Below are 19281 nucleotides of genomic sequence, written 5' to 3'. Positions count from 1 at the left end.
TTTCGATCCGTTTTATTGTGATTAAACCAGTCCGAAATAATGTGAAAATTTACAGCATATGGAAGTTCATAAACCTTTTTATAGCTTTCTTTTGTAAAGTAAAAGGCTTTAATCTGATTAGTCCGATCCTGATACATTTTAAGATTTGCGGCGTTATCGGCATCCGGATAAAGGTAGGTGATTGATTTTTGCATTGATTATTCCTTTCTGTTTCACAATTGTTATCAACTGCTTTGAAGTCGGTTATTGTTGAGTAGCCATTTGATGATTTTTTCAACTTTTGAATCGGATTACCGCCACCTGAAAAAACAGTTAGATTGATCGGGCGATGTTTCTTGCGATAAGTTAAGTTCAACAAGTTAACAGCTTTTGATTAACTGCTAAGTTGAATCGCACGGAACTATATTGGGTTCGGCACCGTCGACGATAAAGGTGTACAAAACCTCCGACCCCTTGCGTACACCTTTCATGAAATGTATTGATAAGATCAATCAAGTAAATCACGTAATTAATTTGATTCATTACTTAATTTACTTAATTGAAAGAGTTAATACGATATGAATTTTACCGACTTACGCAATCGTACATTGCATATAAAACCCCAAAAAAAAGCTAAATTTTACTTATCATGGACAATCAAAGCAAAAACTACACCAATCAAGTAAATCAAGTAAAATACTTGATTATTTACTTAATCAAATACAATTCATACTATTACACGCGATCCATCAGCACCCAGTATCCAGTCCTTCTATTCACACTATCTCTTTTAATAATTGATGATTCCTGCAAGGATTTTAGTAGGTTTGCAACCTTATACTTTTTCTGTTTTTCATCCAACACATCCGGCAATTTATCCCAGAGCAATTTCGTGATATCTTTTTTTTGCGCCCGTTCAAAGGTTTTTAGGTATTCCACAATCAAGTCTTTGTAGTATTGATCATCAAATCCTCTATTGCTGATATATTCCGCTTTGGCATCGATGCTCTGGGCGATTGACGGGGAAAGAAAAATGTTTGGTGATTTGCCTTCAATCACGTTCAGATTTCTCAATGTTCTGGTCTCTTTTCCATCGATTGGCAATTGTTTTTGCACCCGGTCAATTAAATAAATTGTCTGCAAATCAAATTCCGGATGCTCATAAATAAGCTTCGTGTAATTTTCATCGATGATTTTGCCATAAACGGTTGCGCTGACGCTATTGTATCGTCCAAAATCATAGTCTGGCATCGGGAAATATTTTTCCTTTTGAATTTTGAATACTTTTCTGATTCCCATCGCCGCTGTATCAATCATTGAAAACTGACGCATGACATTGGCCAGTAACGGATTCCGGTAGCCCGGAGGGGCATACCCTGGTTCCAGTACCGGCTTGATACTGCCTGGTAAAAAATTACCGGGATTGATAAATTGAATCCGATCATCAAATTCATTGATATAAATCCGGCTACCTAAGCCATAGTTTGAATGAACGATGCAATTATTGATCATTTCCCGTAATAACTGAGGTTCATATTGCTGAGTCTCCATGGGAAACAAGGTCAACTGGTTGGGCATATAACGATAGGTTAAATTACGAATATGCGTATAGATTTGATCCACAATGGTAATAAAAGGAATATCAAAGATTTTATAGTCTTTATCCAGCCCATTCGCATCGTAAAGTCGCCACATGATCTGAGGTGGCGCATCGAATACATAATCATACTGGGAATTGCCAAGCAAGAGCATGGCTGCATAGGTGATTTTGCCGTCCCGCAGCAGTTTAAGCTTTGTCAAAAATTCGGCATCGCTCATCCCATTGACTTCCGTTTTGATATGTTCTTTGTTCATGTACTCAATGTATTTTGACCGGGCAATTTTAATGGCATGGGGATCCAGAAAAGATAAATCACTCCTTTCAATGATCTGATTCGACCAGTCAATTTGCTGTAAATTACGGATAGCATCGATCTTATCCTGACTTAAGGGGATTAGTGAATCCCCCGAACGGCCGTAATAACGGTTTTTCCAGCCGGTGGGTATCCCCGAGGCAGCTGCCGGTATCTGAAACAGAATAACACGTTTGGGCTGATCATTCACCACCGGATAAATTTCGACAATCTCAGAAAAGGTCATTTCCCCAGTGGTATCACGTGAGATTTGCCTTTTAAATTTTGACAACGCATTTTCTTTGTAAGCCGAGCCGACAATTTCCCGGTCAACTTCCCTGACACCCAGCACCAACCAGCCATATTGTTTTTCACGTAAATTCGCCTCATTGCTGATGGCCGCAAAATAACGACCGACCCTATCATCATCCAGGTGTGATTTGGCTTCTTTAAACTCAACCACTTCCGATTCCCAATTATCAATTAGGTTATTCAAAATTTCCAGATATTCTGAGTCATTGTTCTCATTCGTATACTCTTTATGATCCATTGCATCCTCCTTCCCTTAGCCTGGGACAGTTTTTAATACTCTATATTCAACGATTGACGGTCATATTCAAAATTCTGACAGCGCAAAATGGAGCTTGCCGGAAGGAATATAAGTTAAGTCGTGCCTAGCACCGGGCACCTAAAATTCAATTATGAAAATCAATTTGCTATGACTCTCTTTCGCTACCTGGGAACTTATATCAGAACTTCCTTTAACCTTACCTTTGACCCCCGTCTTCTTAATGGCCATATCCATCGCATATGCTGCTTTTTCAGACATTGTAGTCAGTGATGAACCTGCTAATTCTAAAATTTCCGATTTGATCGCATTGCCATTCTCAAATCTCATTTCGATTAGTCTATTAATATTTCCATCGTGAGCAAACCATTTAAGTTCCGGTCTTTTAGGACTACTACTTCCCTCAAATTGGATTTCGGTCTTTCCTCTTCGCTGATTGCTTTCCTTTTTAGACACATTTTGTTCGAATTTTTCAGTTGTAGAAATCCCTAGATCTGCTAACCCAACCTCTTCACTTAATTTCTTTTCTTTGCTTTTTAAATTTGTTTCTGTGTTCGATTCACTTATTTCAATCGAACAACTTTTTGCTCCTAATGAAAAAGCAATATGTTTCAACTCAGCTAATCTTTCTTCCTGTGCTCTCGTAAAAATGTAATCAGCTTTTATAAATCGATTGCTGTCAAAACTATCAACACAATAAAAGGTATCGCATGTAACCATCGGTATGAACTGTATTCCACTCATTACAATTGCACTATCATAAAGATAGAGAATTTCAATATCATTTTCTTTGCCAAGCCATCCAATTGATCCCTCACAGACATCAACATCACGTCTCACCGCATCGTCAACAATCATAATTATGTTAGGTATGTTGAAATCAGTGCTTTTATACAATTCAGGGAAAATCGGATTATATTTTTTCAACTTGCGTAAATAATTGTCATTTTTAGTTTTATCCGATAAAGACTTGGCACTTTTTTGAATGTTTTCCGTAGCTTTTTTACCCGCATCGTATGTCTTCTGCAAAATATTAGAAACGGTTTCTGAGCTTTTTTGAGGATCTATTAATTTCTTCATGAAATAATTCCTTTCGAAACAGAATTTAGAATAATTAAAAAGGCCAACGCCGTACCCCATGTACCAAACAATTCCTTCGTTAAAATCAATCATTGTGCTTTTAACATTATCTTTTTAATTATACGCCTCACCCGCTTAAATGGCTAGAAAAATCACAGTTTTTCGCCACGCTGCTTACTTGTATTCACTTTATTTAACAAATGACAAAGATTGCAGGACCTCCGCCGACTTCAGCTCACAAAACCGAACCCCCTGATAAACAAAAGTAAGCTCCAGCGGAAAGTCCCGGCAATTTCTCGGGCTCACCGTCAGGGTCTGTCCGGCAGCCGCTGCCAGCTCGCCGATACCCTGGTAAACATGGACGCCGAGGTCATTGTTACACAAGGTAATGTCGGGATGACGGTTGAGGCCGTGGAGGGCTTTTTTCAGGGTTACCAGGTGGTTCAGATATTGGACCGAGTTCAGTTCACCCGGCTGATTCCATTGATTGTTCAGGTTTGCTTGCATCGTTTTCTCCATTTCGATTTTATTTTTTGTTGGCTTGGCCCATCGTTTTCCAGCCAGGGGAATTAACCGTTTTTTTTGATTATAGCACCGGGGGCACAAAAAACAATCCCCCTGAAGCCAGAAAGCTCATTTCAGCACAAACTGTGCGGATGGATCGCACAATTTGTGCTCATAAAAATTCACGTTTCGTGTTGTTAAACAAACCGGTCACCCGTTTTTTTTACAATAAACCGCACCACAGCGGGTTTTTACTGTTTGATGCAACCATTCAGTTAGTTGCATAAATGCTACAAAAAACACACAAATTGTGTTGTTTTTGTTGCGCAATTGAAACAATACTACACAATTTGTGTAGTTCTCACTGATTATTGATACTGTTGCTTTTTTTTCACCAATATAAAAATTAACATTGCAATCAGAAGACCGCTTAAAGCGGACTATATAAGCAATTTCAAAAACAACACCCAAACCGCACGTAGCGTGCTGAAATGAAAAATTTACCGATTATCTATTGCAACCCTTTGCAAAATAACTATAATTGAATTTATTGGAGAGGAGAAAAGTGAATTAAGCGGGAATTTGACCGGCTGTATTCATTCTTGTAGAAAAAGCAAAGCGAAACCTAAATTCTTTGAACTGGAGGAGAAATGTTATGAAATTAGATCGTGAAGCAATTGGTCTTTTGTTGATGAAGCTGCGCGGTGATCGCACTCAGAAGGAAGTGGCCTTAGCTCTGAACATCAGTGAACCGTCGATCCGGTATTATGAAACCGGCAAGCGCACGCCCAACGATGATCTGAAAGTCAACATCGCCAGATACTTCGGTAAGACCGTGACTGAAATTTTTTTCGCCTTTTTTAAGCGCATTGACAATGATCCCAATGACCCGAACCATGAGGACGATCAGGAATGAATAAAAATGCCGACCGTCCGGCGCATCACCTGTTATCACGGTCCAAAATGCCGATGGCGGCCCTGAGTGAATGAAAGTGAATTTTATCACTGAAATCACCGGCTTCTATCGGTTGATTCAAACCCGACAGCTGAGCAGCAATGCCCAGCTGCTCTGGTTTCATCTTTTCTGTTTGTGGAACTCCGCCGGTTTCCCGGACTGGCTGCAGGTGGACATGCGGCGGATGATGGGCATGATCCAGACTAATTCCCGCAGCGCCGCCGAACGGGCTCGCAATGAGCTGGTTGAAGCCGGTCGGCTCCGCTGTTCCCGGGGCAAAAGCCGGCAGCCCAATTGCTATCAGTTCATTGTCTTCGGCAGTCCGTTCACAGCGCCGGCGCTTGCCCAACCACCAACCGCTGATCAAATGATACATCAACCGGCGCATCAACTGGAACATCAAAATTCGCATCAGCCCGGCAATCGGGACACCGCTGTAACGGAAGCTGCGCATCAAACACAACATCAAGCCGGGCCCGAACCGCTACCCTTATATAAACTAAACCATACCAAACCAGAAATAAAAAAAGAAAAAACCGCCTACGGCCAATTTGGTCGGGTCTTACTGAGCGACAAGGAGCTTTCCATGCTCAAGGAGGATTTTCCCGATAACTGGGAAGACTGGATCCGGCGGGTAGATCGTGGCAAGGCAACCAAGAATTATGTCTATAGCAACGACTACGCCGCCATCCACAGCTGGAAGGAAAAAGACGATAACGACGCCCGGGATAAGGCCTTTGCGGAAATGATGGCCGAAGCGGAACTGTTTGGCAGTTAAGCACTGAACACCCCTGCAACCGCCTGGCGGTTGCCCAAATTTAAAAAACGGAGGAAACTATGACCCAGGAATTATTTTTAGAAAACCACGGCGAACTGATTCAGAACACGCTGGTGAAACACAATCAGGTGCGCGCCGAGGAGGCGCTGTTGAAGGGCTTGAAGGATAAACTCCAGACCAATCTGGTCAACGCCGGGCTGGACCGGATCGTCACCGACGGTTTTAAAATTCTGATTGTCGGCGAAACCCGGAACACCGGGATCAACCTGAAAGCGGTGGAAAAGGCCGAGCCGGAGCTGTACGTCCGGCTGCTTAATGACTATCTCAAGGTCACCCAGCGCAAAAGTTATGTCAAAGTCGAATACCTGTCGTAGCCGATGCCACGTTATCTTAAAATCAACAAAGCCATCTTCTGCGAAAAGTATTGGCGCGTCAATGACCGCCAGCGTGGGCTGCCAATCGATTCCGAGGCCTTCCCCGATGTGCTGCGCTACGTCGTCAAGGATCAGGACCTGATTCTGCTGAGCGGCATCCACGGGGTTTTCGGCTTTGATATGGCCGCCGCTCCAACCCTGCTCAATGAGATTGGCAAGATTATTGACTGCTACCATTCGGGTGAGCGCCTGACCGCCGCCCCCACCAAACTGGGGAAAAGCATCAGCCAGTTTTTACAAATTCCGACTGACTAACCGCACGATTTGTGCTGAAATGACGGTTAATCGATGTTGCGCAGAACCTTTTCAAAAGAGATCTGCTATGATGGTGACATAACAAAAGATTGGAGGTCAACATGGAAAAAACCATCAAACGGTGTCCCCTCTGTGACGGTGTCTGCCGGCTTAGCGGTGCGGGCAAAAAGCATGCGGTTGTCTGCAGCAGCTGCGGCAATGAGTCCCCACCAAAAACCACCCCGGCGGCAGCGATCAACAGCCACAACCAAACCGGATACCGGCTTCACAAACAATTGTTATAAGCCGTCGCTGAATCGGCGGCGGCAAAAATACCCAGGAAAGGAGAAAATAAATGATTGTCAGCGATTTTTTATCAAACAAGCTGGTGACCCGGCTCAATTATGGCCTGGTCGATGGCAAAGAAGTGACGAAGAACAGATCCTACAGTAATGTCAAGCAGGATGCCACTCTGGCCGCACTCCATGGGGTTGCGACCACTATCAACAGCCTGCAGGTACCCGCCATGGAAGAGGTTCACCGGATTCAGGAAGACCTGCTTTTTAACGATGGCCTATAAGAACCCCAAAAATAATGAAAGGAGAAAACTTTGCCCGAATATAAAATTTTAATGAACTTTAAGAACACGATGAACAGCAACAGCAACCTGACCATCGCCGACGCCCGACCCAATGTGACCCAGGCTGAAGCAGTGGCGGCCATGGATGCGATTCTGGCGGCGGATATTTTCCGGCCCAAGGGAATTGCCCTGGCGTCCAAAGTGGACTGTAAACTGGTGGCCACCACCGAGTCCGATTTCTATGATGCCGCGTAAGCCAATCATCATGGAGTTCCCGTCCGCCGCTGCCAATGGCTGATTTTAAAACCCTGGGCCTGACCGCTCTGGCGCTGCTGGGCGGAGGCCTGGCCGAGCTGCTGGGCGGTTGGGATGCCGGGCTCCAGTCACTGCTGATTTTTATGGCCCTGGACTACGCCACCGGGCTGATGCTGGCCGGTATTTTTAAAAAAAGCCAGAAATCAGCCCAGGGGGCCCTGGAAAGTCGGGCGGCCTGGCAGGGGTTTTTCCGTAAAGGTGCCGCCCTGGGGGTGGTGCTGATCGCCAGCCGGCTGGATCTGCTGCTGGGGTCCACCATCATCCGTGACGCCACCGTGATTGCCTACTGCGGCAACGAGCTGCTCTCGATCACCGAAAATATCGGTCTGATGGGGGTGCCGCTGCCCAAACCGATTAAGGGGGCGATTTCCGCCCTGCAAGAAAAGGAGGAAAGATTATAAACGACTATGTCAAATGGTTCCAGGCAACCCTGGGGGACCTGAATTATGAGCCCGGGCCGATTGACGGCATCCCCGGTGAACAAACCACTGCCGCAGTCCGGGCTTTCCAGAACGATCACGACCTGGTGGTGGACGGGATTGTCGGGGAATACACCAACAACGCCCTGCTGCTGGCCCTGAACCAGCGGATCTGCCTGCCGCTCCCGAGCCCCGAGCCGAACCCCGCTAAGCCTTTCCTGAAAAACTTTGGCGCCGCTGAATTTAGCTGCCCCTGCGGCTGCGGCCTGGATGTGGTGTGGCCTTTAAAAGAGCTGGCCCAACAACTCCGGGACGCCTTCGGCTGGCCGCTGGTAATCTCCTCCGGGGGCCGCTGCCCACCGGTCAACCAGGATGCCGGCGGCGTTCCCGATTCCTGCCACCTCACCGGCGAAGCCTTTGACAGCTATTTCCCCGGCCACATGAACGCCACGGTGATGGCGGCCATGGCTGAGCTGGCAGTGCGCCAGGGCTTCGGCGTGATCCGCTATCCCCAGCAATTGTTCTGCCATTTCCAGATCGGGCCGCGGGATGATTTTGGCGAATAGTCCCGGGCGGCTCACCAAGCCCTGCCATCCCCCCATCATCCCACCCCTGCCTACCAAAAAAACAAGTGCCACAACTAATAGCTGTGGCACTTGTTTTGATAAGCGGCAATTGTTTTTCTTAGCCCCCTCTGATCTATGGCACTCGCTAAAAATTCAAGATAAAGGTACTGAGATCGCTTCCCCCGGCACCGGCAAAGGTGACACTGAGCATTGAAGCCAAGCCCGGTTTAATCCAATAGCGCTCGGTTGTAATGGCCCCACCAGCACCTTCGGCCTCACTCACCACGATCCCCTCTTGTCCCAGGATACTTTTAACCTCGTCGTAGGTCATCCCTTCGATAATCTTTTCGGCTTGCTCCTCGGTTATCCGTTGATCATCGGGCCTTCCGGTAATATATTTTTCGGTCCCGATCAACTTTTTAGATAAAGCAACCTTGGGACTGCCATCGCCGAGACTCCGTTCCATAAAAATGACGGTCACCCCATTACCATTTTCATCCACATAATCAAACGCCCCTTCCACCGGGGATGTCGGGGTGACACCCAATGCAGCATCGACTTCCGCTTTGGTCTGGCCGATTTGCACCTTGTTGAAAAAATCACTGACATTTTCGGTCGCCTGATCAGTGCGCTCTTTTTCCGTCGTCTGTCCAGCCGCTTGATCAGAGCTGTCTTTTTCCCCCGCCGGCTGACCGCACCCGCTTAGTAAAAACAACGAACAAAGCAACACAAACCCGATCAAACCCCAGCTTTTAGCGCTAACCTTCATCATCGTCCACCTCCTGTAAAATTAATTTATGGTACTTTTTTCATACCCCGTTCCCGGCTGATTAATCATCACAACCCCACCCATTCAGGGTGATTTTTTACCCAAGGCTACCTACCTGTGCTATAATCAGATTAGCATCCGCAACCGTTAAGGGTTCTATTGCGATGATTATCCGGGAGGGTCACAAAAATACACAAACCCCGTAAAATATATTTTTAATGATCAAACACAACTAGGATTGCTCTGCTTTTCTGCAACCAAAAATCAAAATGCTAAGCCACATTATCTAGAGGAGATGAAAATTGGAAAAATGGATAAAAAGGATTGACTATAATGCCCCTGTAACCTTAACCTTTGCATTGGTAGCTTTACTGGTTCTATTTCTAAGTTTAATTACGTATGATAAAAGCACGTACCTGCTTTTTAGTGTTTATCGCAGTTCTCTGATGGATCCACTTGCCTATATTCGCATCTTTACGCATATTTTAGGTCATGCAGATTTCCAACACCTCTTTGGTAATTTCGGATATATCTTATTGCTTGGACCGATGCTAGAAGAAAAATACGGTTCAAAAAAAATGTTGATAGCGATCTTAATAACCGCTTTTGTGACCGGCCTGATTCAGATTATCTTATTCCCCCACAACCCCCTTTTAGGAGCTAGCGGTATCGTCTTTATGATGATTGTGATGAGCTCATTTGCAAATTTTAAAAAGGGCTTTATCCCTTTAACGCTAATTCTGATTGCATGTTTGTACTTAGGTCAAGAAATTTATACTGGCTTCGTAAGCAGTGATAACATTTCGCAATTGACGCATATCGTTGGTGGCGTTGTCGGTTTAATACTTGGCTTTCAATTTGAAAAAAATGACTATTTCTAAAAGAAACAGTCATTTTTTATGGACATTGATAGGTTTTAATAACGCATAAACTTAAATGCGCTTATGTACCATTATAGCTGGTATCATATGAGGTATTGCATCTTGTAATAGTCAGCTAGCTTATTCAGTTAAGAACTTCAGTTTTTCTAATTTTTCTACTTCCGTTATGATGCGCATATCGCACAGTTTTTCAATTTTTCTGATTTCTTCAAAATTTTCTACCTTTTTATAGGCAATGGCAAGTTTTACATTGTAATCATCCTGTGATATCACATCCATTGCCAACGCTCTATCCAATTTATCCTTTTCGAAACGGAAAGCTATCTCAGCCCGATCTTTTTCTTTCATCAAATTATTATCTTTAACGCGTTTTTGACACTCAATAATTTGTTCTTCTAATTCAATTTTTCTCGACATTTTAGGATCGATCATTCTTAAGATGTCACTAACATCAATCCCTGGCATTTCGCCGGAATTCATAACGTATTCAATATAAATACGACCAACTTGTGAATAGGCCTTTTCCAGTTCTTGTTCAATAATGTTTACCTGCATTTTCAAGCCAGCCAATTCGCTTTGATCCTGTGCTGCTACCCCGATCGATGAACCCGTTTTGACTGCCGCAGTTGCAATCGAGGAACCGGTATTTTTTGCAGCACTCACTACTTTGTCAAATATTCCCATTTTTTTACCCCCTCAAATTTATGATTAAAATTTTGCACCACAATGGCTACATTTCCATGTTCTTCCGAGATCACCAACACCAAAAATACCAAAAACATATACTTTTGCCACTTTTTTTACATTCGAGATTCTCGATAATTTTTTCGATCCACATATTGGACAACAGATTTTCTCATCTTTTTCATTTTCCCGGTTAGTCGATATTTCCATTTCAATCTGTTCTTTTAGGTTACTCTTTTTTTCATTCAGAATATGCTCATGCTGTTCAAATAAATTCGGGTTAAACTCTGGTGCTGTTTTAATCACTGTTTCTATGAATTCTTTTCTTTTATCCTGTGAAATAAATAATAAACCACTCGCTGTCAGGTATTCTTGTGGCACTTCCTTTAATTCTTCAGAACATACCTCACAGATCATATCATTATTTTTGAAAATCTTCTTTCCAGTAATCCAACCGCAATGTCCACAATAATAAAACATCTCGCCCACATCCTTGTCTTTATTCATTTCAACTTAGAGAATATTATTTAATTTCTGCATTTTTCTATCTGTTATTTGATTATACTCCTTGTTACTTTTATTTTCAATTAAATTATTTTATTTTCACTATTCTGTCATGAATATCTTTTGAAAAGAATAAGAACTCGACCAAAAAATGCAGCTGATATCTGATATAATGTAAAAAAGTTCAGTATCAGGCATATTCATCGACTCGTCAAAATTTATTTACTCAGACCGGAGGATGGCTACCCCTTCCTCCCGCCTGATGAAAGGTGGTAACATGTTAGCTAAACTGGAAACGATTCTACGCGAAAATTCCCTTTGTGTTTTATGTACCGAAGCCGCGGGAAACCCCTACTGCTCGTTGATGACCTATCTGCTGAGCGATGATCACCGCACGCTTTATCTGGTCTCCACCCGGGAATCCCGGAAATTTAAGAATCTGCAGGCCAATCCCCGGGTCAGTGTTCTGGTTGATAGCCGCCAGCACCCGACCGCCGGAGGCAACATCGTTTCGGTTACCTTTGCCGGATTATTTAAGCCCCTGGCCGAGGCTGAGGTCCTCCCGATCAAGACCACTTTCGCCGGAAAGCATCCGGAACTGGGGGAAATCCTCAACCATCCCGACAGCGTTATCTTTGCGATTAAGTTAACGTCCTACCTGCTGCTGGATGGCCCGGTGGCGGCTGATCAGGGCGAATTATAGGGTTTTCTGCTATCAAAAAAACAGCGAGGTCTAAGCTTAACCGCTTAAACGTCGCTATTTTTTTTAATCTTGATAGTGTCCCTTATCCGAAAAGGTCAGATTACTCATCTGCCAGCGCCTCTAACTCTGCCATTGATTTGACCACTACTTTGCCCTGCCTAACTTGCTCGATGCTGCGATCAATCATATCGAGATATTCGGCATTGCGGGCTGTTCTCATGATTTCGTTGTATTTATCCAGACTCATAATGACCACATTCTTTTCGTCTTTACGGGTTACAATGACGGTTTCATTTTCGTCGGTGGCTTTATCACAATAATCTTTGAGCTTACTGCGAATGGTTGAATAATTTACAGCTAACATTTTTTTCACCCCTTATTCTTATTTGTACTAGATATTGTACAAATAATTGTACCACGATACTCGTCATCTGTAAAGCCTGCGCCTTCAGATTTAAGAAAGGGGCGTTTTCCCTCCCGCTGCTCTTATTCCACAATCACCGCCACCCCATCGGGGATCACTGTCACGGTGGCCGCTTCATTGTTCAGATGCGCTCTTGCCAGCGCCAGGGCTTCATTGACATCCTTAGCCGGGGTCATCTGGAATTCTTTAATCATTTCATCCGGGGCGGCCGAGATATAAATCACCTTGGCCTTTAATAAAATCCGCGCCAGAATCTGGGCTTCCCACTGATCGGGGATGGTTTCGTCCCGGGGGGTGTTGACAAAACCGGCCAGCATCTTGTCGAGATTTTTCTCATCCCGGAAGGTATTGAAAAAGGCCGCGCCGCCGTGGCCATCGTTGGATTTGGCCAACATGATGATCACCCCGCCGGGTTTGACCGCAGCTTCGGCGGCAGTCATCCCTTTAACCGCCTGGTAAATGTTCTGATCCAGGGGATAACCGCCATTGCTGGTGATGACGATATCGCTGGGGGTCGCCTGAACCTTGCAGAGCTGCTCCAGAAAGGTCCGGCCTTTGATATGGGCGGCATCGCAATCGCCGGCCACGGCATAAATCACTTCTTTTTCGGAATTGATCACGACATTGACGACAAAGGCCAGTTTGGCAGTGCGGGCGGCGTAGAGCATATCAATATGAAGGGGGTTGCCCTCAATCACGCCGGTGCGGGCTTTGGGGTGGGCAATAAATTCGCCACAATGATTGGCCAATACACTGACCCGGCTGGCGATGCCCGGAAGCACGCTTTTACGGCCGCCGGAAAAACCGGCAAAGAAATGAGGCTCAATAAAACCTTCCGAAACCAGCAGATCGGCTTCGGCGGCCAGACGGTTGATGATCAGCTCACCGCCGGAGGGCAGCGTGCCGATTTTGACCAGACTGCTGTCATCGCCGGAATCATGAACGACAATCCGCTCCTGATCGACTATGGCCTCGCCAAATTTACCGACCAGCTCCTCCCGGGTGGTCAGGCGGTGAAAGCCGGTGGCAATTAAGATGGTGATCTCCGCGGCGGGATTACCTTTGCGGATTTCGCTGAGCATCAGCGGCATAATAACTTTACTGGGCACCGGCCGGGTATGATCACTGGCAATAATGATAATCTTTTGTTTGCCAATCGCCAGCTGACTCAGCTGGGCTGACCCCTCGGGTTGCTCAATCGCCGCGGCCACCAGCTCGCTTTGGGTAGCGTCGGGATGATAATCTTCAATCTGCGAGAGCAGCACCCCATTCAGGCATGCCTCCGCAATCTCCAGCTGCTGTTTTTCTTTTCCATAAGGTATCTTGATTTCCATAAACGTTCCTTTCTGATTAGACGAAAGACACTAGAGAAGTTTTTTCTCCAGTGTCTTGATTTACAAGTTTGTTAAAGATGCTAACCCAGTACCGACAATTGTTACATCATGTTGTGTGCCTCAAGGCGAACAGTTGCGACATAACCTTGATTTACCTGGATCAGTAAATGCAACTGTACGAATTGCGCGCATACAACAGATTAACAATTGGTCGGTACGGTATCTCTTGACAACCGCTTTTAAATTGCTTCCTTTTTATCCAAAGGTACTCAGCAGCCCTTCTATCAGCGGCGCCCCAAAATAGACAACCAGCCCGATGACGATGACGTAGATGGCGCAGACCTTCAGGGTTGCCTGGAGGATCTTGCCCTCGCTGCCGATAATGCCGGTGGCGGCAGTGGCCACCGCAATACTTTGAGGTGAGATCATCTTACCAGCCGTGGCCCCAGCGGTATTGGCGGCGGCCAGCCAGTAAGGGTTCATCCCGATGGCGTTGGCGGCTTCCACCTGAAGCCCACCGAACAAGACGTTGGCAGAGGTATCGCTACCGGTGACAAAGGTTCCCAGGGCTCCAATTAGCGGCGCTATCAGGGGATAAAAATCGCCGGTAATCAAAACCAGAATCTGGGCGATGACGCCAATCATGCCGCTGTACCCCATCACCTTGGCCAGCGCCACAATGGCGACAATGGTAATGGCGGACTTACTCATCTGTTTCATGGTATTGCCCAACACTTTAGAAATCTGGCCAAATTTAACGCCCTGAATCAAGCCAGCCAGATAGGTGGCAAAGATGATCAGCGTTCCGGGGGTAGAAATCCATAAGAAGGTATAGGGTTTGCCATGCGGTCCGGTGTAAATCTGGATCGTCGTTTTCACTTGCGCCAGCGCCCCGTTAATAGCCGGGAATAGCGATGAGCACAGGATGATAATGACAAACACCAGAATAAACGGTAACCAGGCCATCACGGCGGTTTTTAACGGAATCTTTTCGGCATCCTTGGCCGCGGTATCCTTATAGAAGATCTTGGCCATGGCAATCACGACGGCCATACAAACCACCGATCCGACAATCGCCGGCAGTTCGGCGCCTAAATACTTGGCCACAAAAATCTGCGGTAAGCCAAAGGACAAACCGGCCATCAGGGTAATCAAGACGACGCCTTTGAGACTTTTGACGCCCTTGCCGGTCAGCATGACCAGAATAAACGGCACCACGACAATCATAATAAACAACTGCAGCGCCACGGCAAATGATAAATCGTTTACATTAAGACCGGTTACTGAAGCCAGGGTGCTGACGGGTAAACCAATCGCCCCAAACGCGGTGGGGGTGGTGTTGGCAATCAAACAGATAATGGCAGCAAAGACCGGATTAAAACCAAGGGCGGCTAAAATACTGGCGGGAATCGCCACGGCCGTTCCAAAGCCGGCAATCGCTTCTAAAAAGCCACCGAAGCCCCAGGCCAGGATTAACACTAAAATCCGTTGATCGGTGGTGATACTGGTCATCATTTTTTTGATGACTTCCATACCCCCAGTGTGGGTAGCCAGATTATAGGTAAAGACAGCCGCCACAATGACCAGCATGATCGGCCAGATGGCCATCGCACCGCCCTCGAGGGCGGCAGTGAGACTGTCGATCACGGGCATTTTCCAGACCAGAATACTTAATAGAATCGTGATCGCCAGGGCGATCGGACAGGCTTTGTAGCCGGGGATCTTTAAGACCCCCAGCGAAACAATCAGCCATACCACCGGGATCAGGGCGATAAAGAAAAGTAACAAGTTATCCATACTTCCCCCTACATCTGACAGACTTTTTTAGGATTTAACAGGTTTTTAGGATCAAACGTTTGTTTGATACCGGCCATCAAAGCCAGATGCTCGGTACCGAAATCATTGAGCAGATATTTTCGTTTGGCATAGCCGATGCCGTGTTCACCAGAAACCAGTCCCTCATAGGTCAGGGCCTTGGCATACATCCGGTCCATCGCTTCTTCCAGTTTGACTTCCCAGGCGGCCTGGTCCAACTTGTCGCGGCATACATAAATATGCAGGTTACCGTCGCCGGCATGGCCAAAGCTGGGGATTCGGACATCCATTTCGGCGGCCAGCTCATGGGTAAATTCAATAAACTCGGCGATCCGGTTTCGTGGTACCACCACGTCGCACTCATCCATTTCGGTGGTTGAGGCTTTAATCGCTTCCAGGAAGGCGCCCCGGGCTGACCAGACCGAATCTTTCCGTTCGGCGGTATCGACAATATAAACATCTTTGGCGCCTTCGGCCAGACAGAGGTTGGCGACAACTTCGTATTCAGCTTCGACCTGTTCCTTGGAATTGCCGTCAAAGGTCAATAAGATATAGGCGTTGCTGCTGGAATCAGGGAATTTTTTGCCGAGGAAATCTTCGGCAAAAAGAATCGTCTGGCGTTCCATAAATTCAATCGCCGTCGGGATCGCCTTGGATTTGATGATCTTGGGAACAATTCCGGCCGCGTCGCTGATATTATCAAAGGGAATCAGCAGACTCAGGGTCATCTTGGGCAGCGGCAACAGTTTTAAGATCGCTTTGGTGATCACACAGAGGGTTCCTTCGGAGCCGACGACCAGATCTTTTAAGCTGTAACCGGAGCTGTTCTTAACAATTTTACCACCCAGCTCGATGATTTCACCGTTGGATAAGACCACGGTCAGACCGCGGACATAGTCCCGGGTCACGCCGTATTTCACGGCCCGCATGCCACCAGCGTTGGTGCTGATATTACCGGCAATGGTGGCCGATTTTTCACCGGGATCGGGCGGATAAAAGAGATCATTTTCTTCCACAAATTTGGACAGTTCCATCAGCAGCACGCCGGGTTCCACGGTAACCGTCAGGTTTTCGGTGTCCAGTTCGAGGATATTGTTCATCAGGGTGGTTTCTAACATAATCCCACCAAACAGTGGGACGCAGGCCCCCACCAGCCCGGTGCCAGAACCCCGGACCACGACCGGAATATTATGATCATAGGAATATTTCATGATTTTTGATACTTCTTCGGTGGTGGTTACTTTAATCAGCACTTCCGGATAGGAATGGATGCTGCCGAGCTCATCATGGCTGAAGTCTTCACCAATCTGGTCACCGACAAAGATCCGTTCAGCAGGAATCAGGTCCTTTAAAAAATCAATATCCTTTGCTTCCACTTTTTTATAATTCATCTTAGCCAACCATCCTTTCTGGTGTTTCAATGGCTTCAGGCATCGCCAGGGTTTTCCCGACGGCAGCGCTTTCCGGATCGGCAATCATTTTTAACAGTTCGGGGATGATTTCGTATAAATCGCCGACCATGCCGCAATGGGCAATATTAAAGATTGGTGCTTTGGGATCATTATTGACCGCGATGATATATTCGGAATTCTGCATCCCGGCAGCAAACTGGACGGCACCGGAAATACCCAGGGCAATGATCAGTTTCGGTTTAACGGTTCGGCCGCTGAGGCCAATCTGCAGGCGGGCATCAAACCAGCCGGCTTCGATGCCGGGTCGGGTACAGGCTACGGTAGCGCCGATTTTTTCAGCAAACTCATGGATCATCTCCAGATCTTTTTCGCATTTTACGCCCCGGCCAACCGCAATAATGGTTTCGGCTTCGGAAAGATCAAGGCCTTTTTCTTTTTTAATGACTTCCAGCACTTCAATGGCGGAGACCAGTTTCTCTTTGCCGATTTCCATCACTTCGACACTGCCCCAGGGTTCTTTAACCAGCTCCGGCGCAGAGAATACTTTATAACGGACGGTACAGAACTGTGGTCTCGTGTTTTCGGTAACAATCTGGGCCATAATATTACCGCCAAAGGCTGGTCGGATCTGAACCAGATCGGTATTGTCTTTCATTTCCAGAATGGTACAGTCAGCGGTGAGACCGGTACGGTAACGGGCGGCCACGCGTGGCGCCAGGGAACGACCGACGTTGGTGGCACCAACTAAAATCGAAGATGGTTTCACTTTTTCGATAAAGTCTTCCAGCACGTTGGCATAGGGTTCGATCACAAAATGTTTAAGTTCCGGCTGATCGTAGACAAATACCTTATCGACCCCGTAGCTTAACAGTTCGCTGGCTTCGGCGGTGATATTGGTCCCCATAAACAGGGCGTAAACCGGATGATCGATCACCGCAGCCAGTTCCCGGGCCTTGCCGATCAGCTCAAAGGTAACCGGATGAATCTTGCCTTCAATGTGATCGACATAGACGGTAATGCCTTTGTACAGGCTTTTGTCGATGGCGATCTTTTCATCTTCTTCCAGCATGAGAACGCCGGCTGGTCCATTTTTCAAACACATCTTGCACATTTTACAGGCGGCGGTCACTTCTAACTTAGCGTTTTCATAAGAAAAGGCATCGAAGGGGCAAATTTCTGCCAGTGCCTCAAAGGTTTTTTGATCAACGTTTTCCTTGATTATTTTAATTCCTGCCATGATTTTTTCCTTCCTAGCCTAAATATTTTTATTTAAGTATTTTTTTTCAGTTAAAATTCCCATCAGGGCCTGTGCCAGAGCTGGTCCATCGCCCTCAAAGCTGGTTTTTTCGACGTTGCTTTCCGGCGGGAAGATTCGTTCGACCTGGGTTGGTGAGCCGCTGAGGCCATATTTTTTGGCATCACTGTCGTACATATCTTTCAGGGTCAAAACTTTAATTTCGGGATTTTCGGAAATTTCCAGTTTTCGTTTATAAGAAGGTAAGCGCGGGGTGTAAATGTCCTTGTCGACAGTGATCAGGCAAGGGTATGGCACCCGTTGGATTTCCAGGGATTCTTCCATGTTCATTTGCAGGGTCAGGCCCTTTTCATCCGCCATCAGAATTTTGATGACGTTGGTAACGTGGGGAATTCCTAAAAATTCGGCCATTTCCGGACCAACCTGAGCGGTATCGCCATCGGTGGTCTGCTTGCCGCAGATGATCAGATCAAAATCACCCAGTCTTTTAGCCCCCTGGGCCAGCGTATAACTGGTGGCGACCACATCGGCCCCGCCAAATTTTCGGTCTGATAATAAACAGCCCTCGTCAGCGCCCATATAGAAAGATTCAAAAAGCACTTCTTTACTTTGCATCGGACCCATTGACAAGGTGGTAATGGTGCCGCCCAATTGTTCTTTTAAGCGAAATGCGGTTTCCAGACCAAATAAATCATAGGGATTCAATTTTGATTCAACCCCATCACGAATCAGGACACCTGTTTCCGGATCCACTTCCACGTTGGACGTTCCCGGAACCTGTTTGATACATACCAGTATTTTCATACTCACCCTCCATAAAATAAATTAAATTGACAATTGCGATAGTACCATGAGCTATGTGCTCCGTTTCGCAAACGCCGAATCATGCAAATCATTTGGTTAAGACCTGAGCGAAATTTCTTTTGCTGTCCATTTCATCAACAGACAGCAAGGAAAATGTTCTTTCATCATAAATTCCGCTGTCGACTGAGCTGGTCAGTCGACGAAAACTGTTAAACCCTCTTAAACCCATTCATAAACCACTTGACAAATCTCTGATAAAATTCTACTATTGGTCTGGTGGTCAGACCACTAACCTGTTGCCATTATATGCGTTTCGTAAATATTTGTCAAGTGGTAAAATAACGTTTTCAGAAATTATTTTTTATCCCACTTTTTATCTTTTTGAATTTTAA

The 19281-nt window shown here is 46.0% G+C and carries 24 protein-coding genes and 1 pseudogene; 11 read left to right on the top strand and 14 right to left on the bottom strand.

Features of this window, described 5'->3' with window-relative positions:
• The 4 genes from ABGU93_RS05515 to ABGU93_RS05500 form a co-directional block, all read right to left on the bottom strand.
• The coding region (locus tag ABGU93_RS05515; protein ID WP_347412484.1) for a hypothetical protein at window positions 1-194 on the bottom strand (194 nt) is incomplete at its 3' end.
• A gap of 520 nt (window positions 195-714) precedes the next feature.
• A complete protein-coding gene (locus ABGU93_RS05510; protein ID WP_347412483.1) occupies window positions 715-2421 on the bottom strand; it encodes an ATP-binding protein in 1707 nt (568 codons plus the stop codon).
• 138 nt (window positions 2422-2559) lie between these two features.
• Window positions 2560-3519 (bottom strand): hypothetical protein, encoded by a 960-nt coding sequence (locus tag ABGU93_RS05505; protein ID WP_347412482.1) that lies wholly within the window; start codon window positions 3517-3519, stop codon window positions 2560-2562.
• A gap of 189 nt (window positions 3520-3708) precedes the next feature.
• Window positions 3709-4038: a hypothetical protein gene (locus ABGU93_RS05500; protein WP_347412481.1), complete on the bottom strand. Its 330-nt coding sequence runs from the start codon at window positions 4036-4038 to the stop codon at window positions 3709-3711.
• Between the two features lie 640 nt (window positions 4039-4678).
• Here ABGU93_RS05500 and ABGU93_RS05495 point away from each other — a divergent pair.
• The 9 genes and pseudogenes from ABGU93_RS05495 to ABGU93_RS05455 form a co-directional block, all read left to right on the top strand.
• Entirely contained in the window at window positions 4679-4939 is a 261-nt protein-coding gene (locus ABGU93_RS05495) for a helix-turn-helix transcriptional regulator (RefSeq protein WP_347412480.1), read from the top strand.
• A gap of 70 nt (window positions 4940-5009) precedes the next feature.
• A complete protein-coding gene (locus tag ABGU93_RS05490; protein WP_347412479.1) occupies window positions 5010-5756 on the top strand; it encodes a hypothetical protein in 747 nt (248 codons plus the stop codon).
• Window positions 5757-5815: 59 nt separating this feature from the next.
• The gene (locus ABGU93_RS05485) at window positions 5816-6130 is read left to right on the top strand and encodes a hypothetical protein (RefSeq protein ID WP_347412478.1); all 315 of its coding nucleotides are present in this window, start codon (window positions 5816-5818) and stop codon (window positions 6128-6130) included.
• Window positions 6131-6133: 3 nt separating this feature from the next.
• On the top strand, window positions 6134-6445 hold the full coding sequence (locus ABGU93_RS05480; protein WP_347412477.1) for a hypothetical protein: 312 nt from the start codon (window positions 6134-6136) through the stop codon (window positions 6443-6445).
• A gap of 101 nt (window positions 6446-6546) precedes the next feature.
• The gene (locus ABGU93_RS05475) at window positions 6547-6729 is read left to right on the top strand and encodes a hypothetical protein (protein ID WP_347412476.1); all 183 of its coding nucleotides are present in this window, start codon (window positions 6547-6549) and stop codon (window positions 6727-6729) included.
• 50 nt (window positions 6730-6779) lie between these two features.
• Window positions 6780-7004: a DUF1659 domain-containing protein gene (locus tag ABGU93_RS05470; protein ID WP_347412475.1), complete on the top strand. Its 225-nt coding sequence runs from the start codon at window positions 6780-6782 to the stop codon at window positions 7002-7004.
• A gap of 30 nt (window positions 7005-7034) precedes the next feature.
• Window positions 7035-7259, top strand: coding sequence for a DUF2922 domain-containing protein (locus tag ABGU93_RS05465; protein ID WP_347412474.1), 225 nt, complete (start codon window positions 7035-7037; stop codon window positions 7257-7259).
• A 35-nt stretch (window positions 7260-7294) separates the two neighbouring features.
• Window positions 7295-7720: a phage holin family protein gene (locus tag ABGU93_RS05460; RefSeq protein ID WP_347412473.1), complete on the top strand. Its 426-nt coding sequence runs from the start codon at window positions 7295-7297 to the stop codon at window positions 7718-7720.
• Window positions 7714-7875: pseudogene (locus tag ABGU93_RS05455) on the top strand (peptidoglycan-binding domain-containing protein); the annotation flags it as partial. The gene ABGU93_RS05460 and the pseudogene ABGU93_RS05455, both read left to right, overlap by 7 nt.
• Before the next feature lie 147 nt (window positions 7876-8022).
• Here the strand turns inward: ABGU93_RS05455 and ABGU93_RS05450 are convergent.
• Both ABGU93_RS05450 and ABGU93_RS05445 read right to left on the bottom strand, forming a co-directional pair.
• Window positions 8023-8394 (bottom strand): hypothetical protein, encoded by a 372-nt coding sequence (locus ABGU93_RS05450; RefSeq protein ID WP_347412472.1) that lies wholly within the window; start codon window positions 8392-8394, stop codon window positions 8023-8025.
• Window positions 8395-8449: 55 nt separating this feature from the next.
• A complete protein-coding gene (locus ABGU93_RS05445; protein WP_347412471.1) occupies window positions 8450-9076 on the bottom strand; it encodes a hypothetical protein in 627 nt (208 codons plus the stop codon).
• A gap of 299 nt (window positions 9077-9375) precedes the next feature.
• Here ABGU93_RS05445 and ABGU93_RS05440 point away from each other — a divergent pair, with 299 nt between their 5' ends.
• Window positions 9376-9954: a rhomboid family intramembrane serine protease gene (locus tag ABGU93_RS05440; protein ID WP_347412470.1), complete on the top strand. Its 579-nt coding sequence runs from the start codon at window positions 9376-9378 to the stop codon at window positions 9952-9954.
• Between the two features lie 120 nt (window positions 9955-10074).
• Here ABGU93_RS05440 and ABGU93_RS05435 read toward each other — a convergent pair whose 3' ends face one another.
• Both ABGU93_RS05435 and ABGU93_RS05430 read right to left on the bottom strand, forming a co-directional pair.
• Window positions 10075-10638, bottom strand: a complete 564-nt coding sequence (locus ABGU93_RS05435; RefSeq protein ID WP_347412469.1) for a hypothetical protein — start codon at window positions 10636-10638, stop codon at window positions 10075-10077.
• Between the two features lie 24 nt (window positions 10639-10662).
• On the bottom strand, window positions 10663-11145 hold the full coding sequence (locus ABGU93_RS05430; RefSeq protein ID WP_347412468.1) for a hypothetical protein: 483 nt from the start codon (window positions 11143-11145) through the stop codon (window positions 10663-10665).
• Window positions 11146-11419: 274 nt separating this feature from the next.
• Between ABGU93_RS05430 and ABGU93_RS05425 the strand changes: the two genes are divergently transcribed.
• A complete protein-coding gene (locus ABGU93_RS05425) occupies window positions 11420-11845 on the top strand; it encodes a pyridoxamine 5'-phosphate oxidase family protein (protein ID WP_347412467.1) in 426 nt (141 codons plus the stop codon).
• A 100-nt stretch (window positions 11846-11945) separates the two neighbouring features.
• Here ABGU93_RS05425 and ABGU93_RS05420 read toward each other — a convergent pair whose 3' ends face one another.
• From ABGU93_RS05420 to lctB, 6 genes are all read right to left on the bottom strand, one after another.
• A complete protein-coding gene (locus tag ABGU93_RS05420; protein WP_070370466.1) occupies window positions 11946-12209 on the bottom strand; it encodes a type II toxin-antitoxin system prevent-host-death family antitoxin in 264 nt (87 codons plus the stop codon).
• Between the two features lie 122 nt (window positions 12210-12331).
• Complete coding sequence (larA, locus tag ABGU93_RS05415) at window positions 12332-13603, bottom strand: nickel-dependent lactate racemase (protein ID WP_347412466.1); 1272 nt, start codon at window positions 13601-13603, stop codon at window positions 12332-12334.
• A 255-nt stretch (window positions 13604-13858) separates the two neighbouring features.
• Complete coding sequence (locus ABGU93_RS05410; RefSeq protein WP_347412465.1) at window positions 13859-15400, bottom strand: L-lactate permease; 1542 nt, start codon at window positions 15398-15400, stop codon at window positions 13859-13861.
• An 8-nt stretch (window positions 15401-15408) separates the two neighbouring features.
• Window positions 15409-16809, bottom strand: a complete 1401-nt coding sequence (lctD, locus tag ABGU93_RS05405) for a lactate dehydrogenase subunit LctD (protein ID WP_347412464.1) — start codon at window positions 16807-16809, stop codon at window positions 15409-15411.
• A gap of 1 nt (window position 16810) precedes the next feature.
• Window positions 16811-18067, bottom strand: a complete 1257-nt coding sequence (gene lctC / locus ABGU93_RS05400) for a lactate dehydrogenase subunit LctC (protein WP_347412463.1) — start codon at window positions 18065-18067, stop codon at window positions 16811-16813.
• A gap of 18 nt (window positions 18068-18085) precedes the next feature.
• On the bottom strand, window positions 18086-18889 hold the full coding sequence (gene lctB, locus ABGU93_RS05395; RefSeq protein WP_347412462.1) for a lactate dehydrogenase subunit LctB: 804 nt from the start codon (window positions 18887-18889) through the stop codon (window positions 18086-18088).
• Window positions 18890-19281: the final 392 nt, after the last annotated feature.

The sequence above is a fragment of the Acetobacterium sp. genome (genome assembly GCF_039830195.1).
Taxonomy (GTDB): Bacteria; Bacillota; Clostridia; order Eubacteriales; family Eubacteriaceae; genus Acetobacterium.
This window is presented reverse-complemented; position numbering and strand designations above follow the sequence as displayed.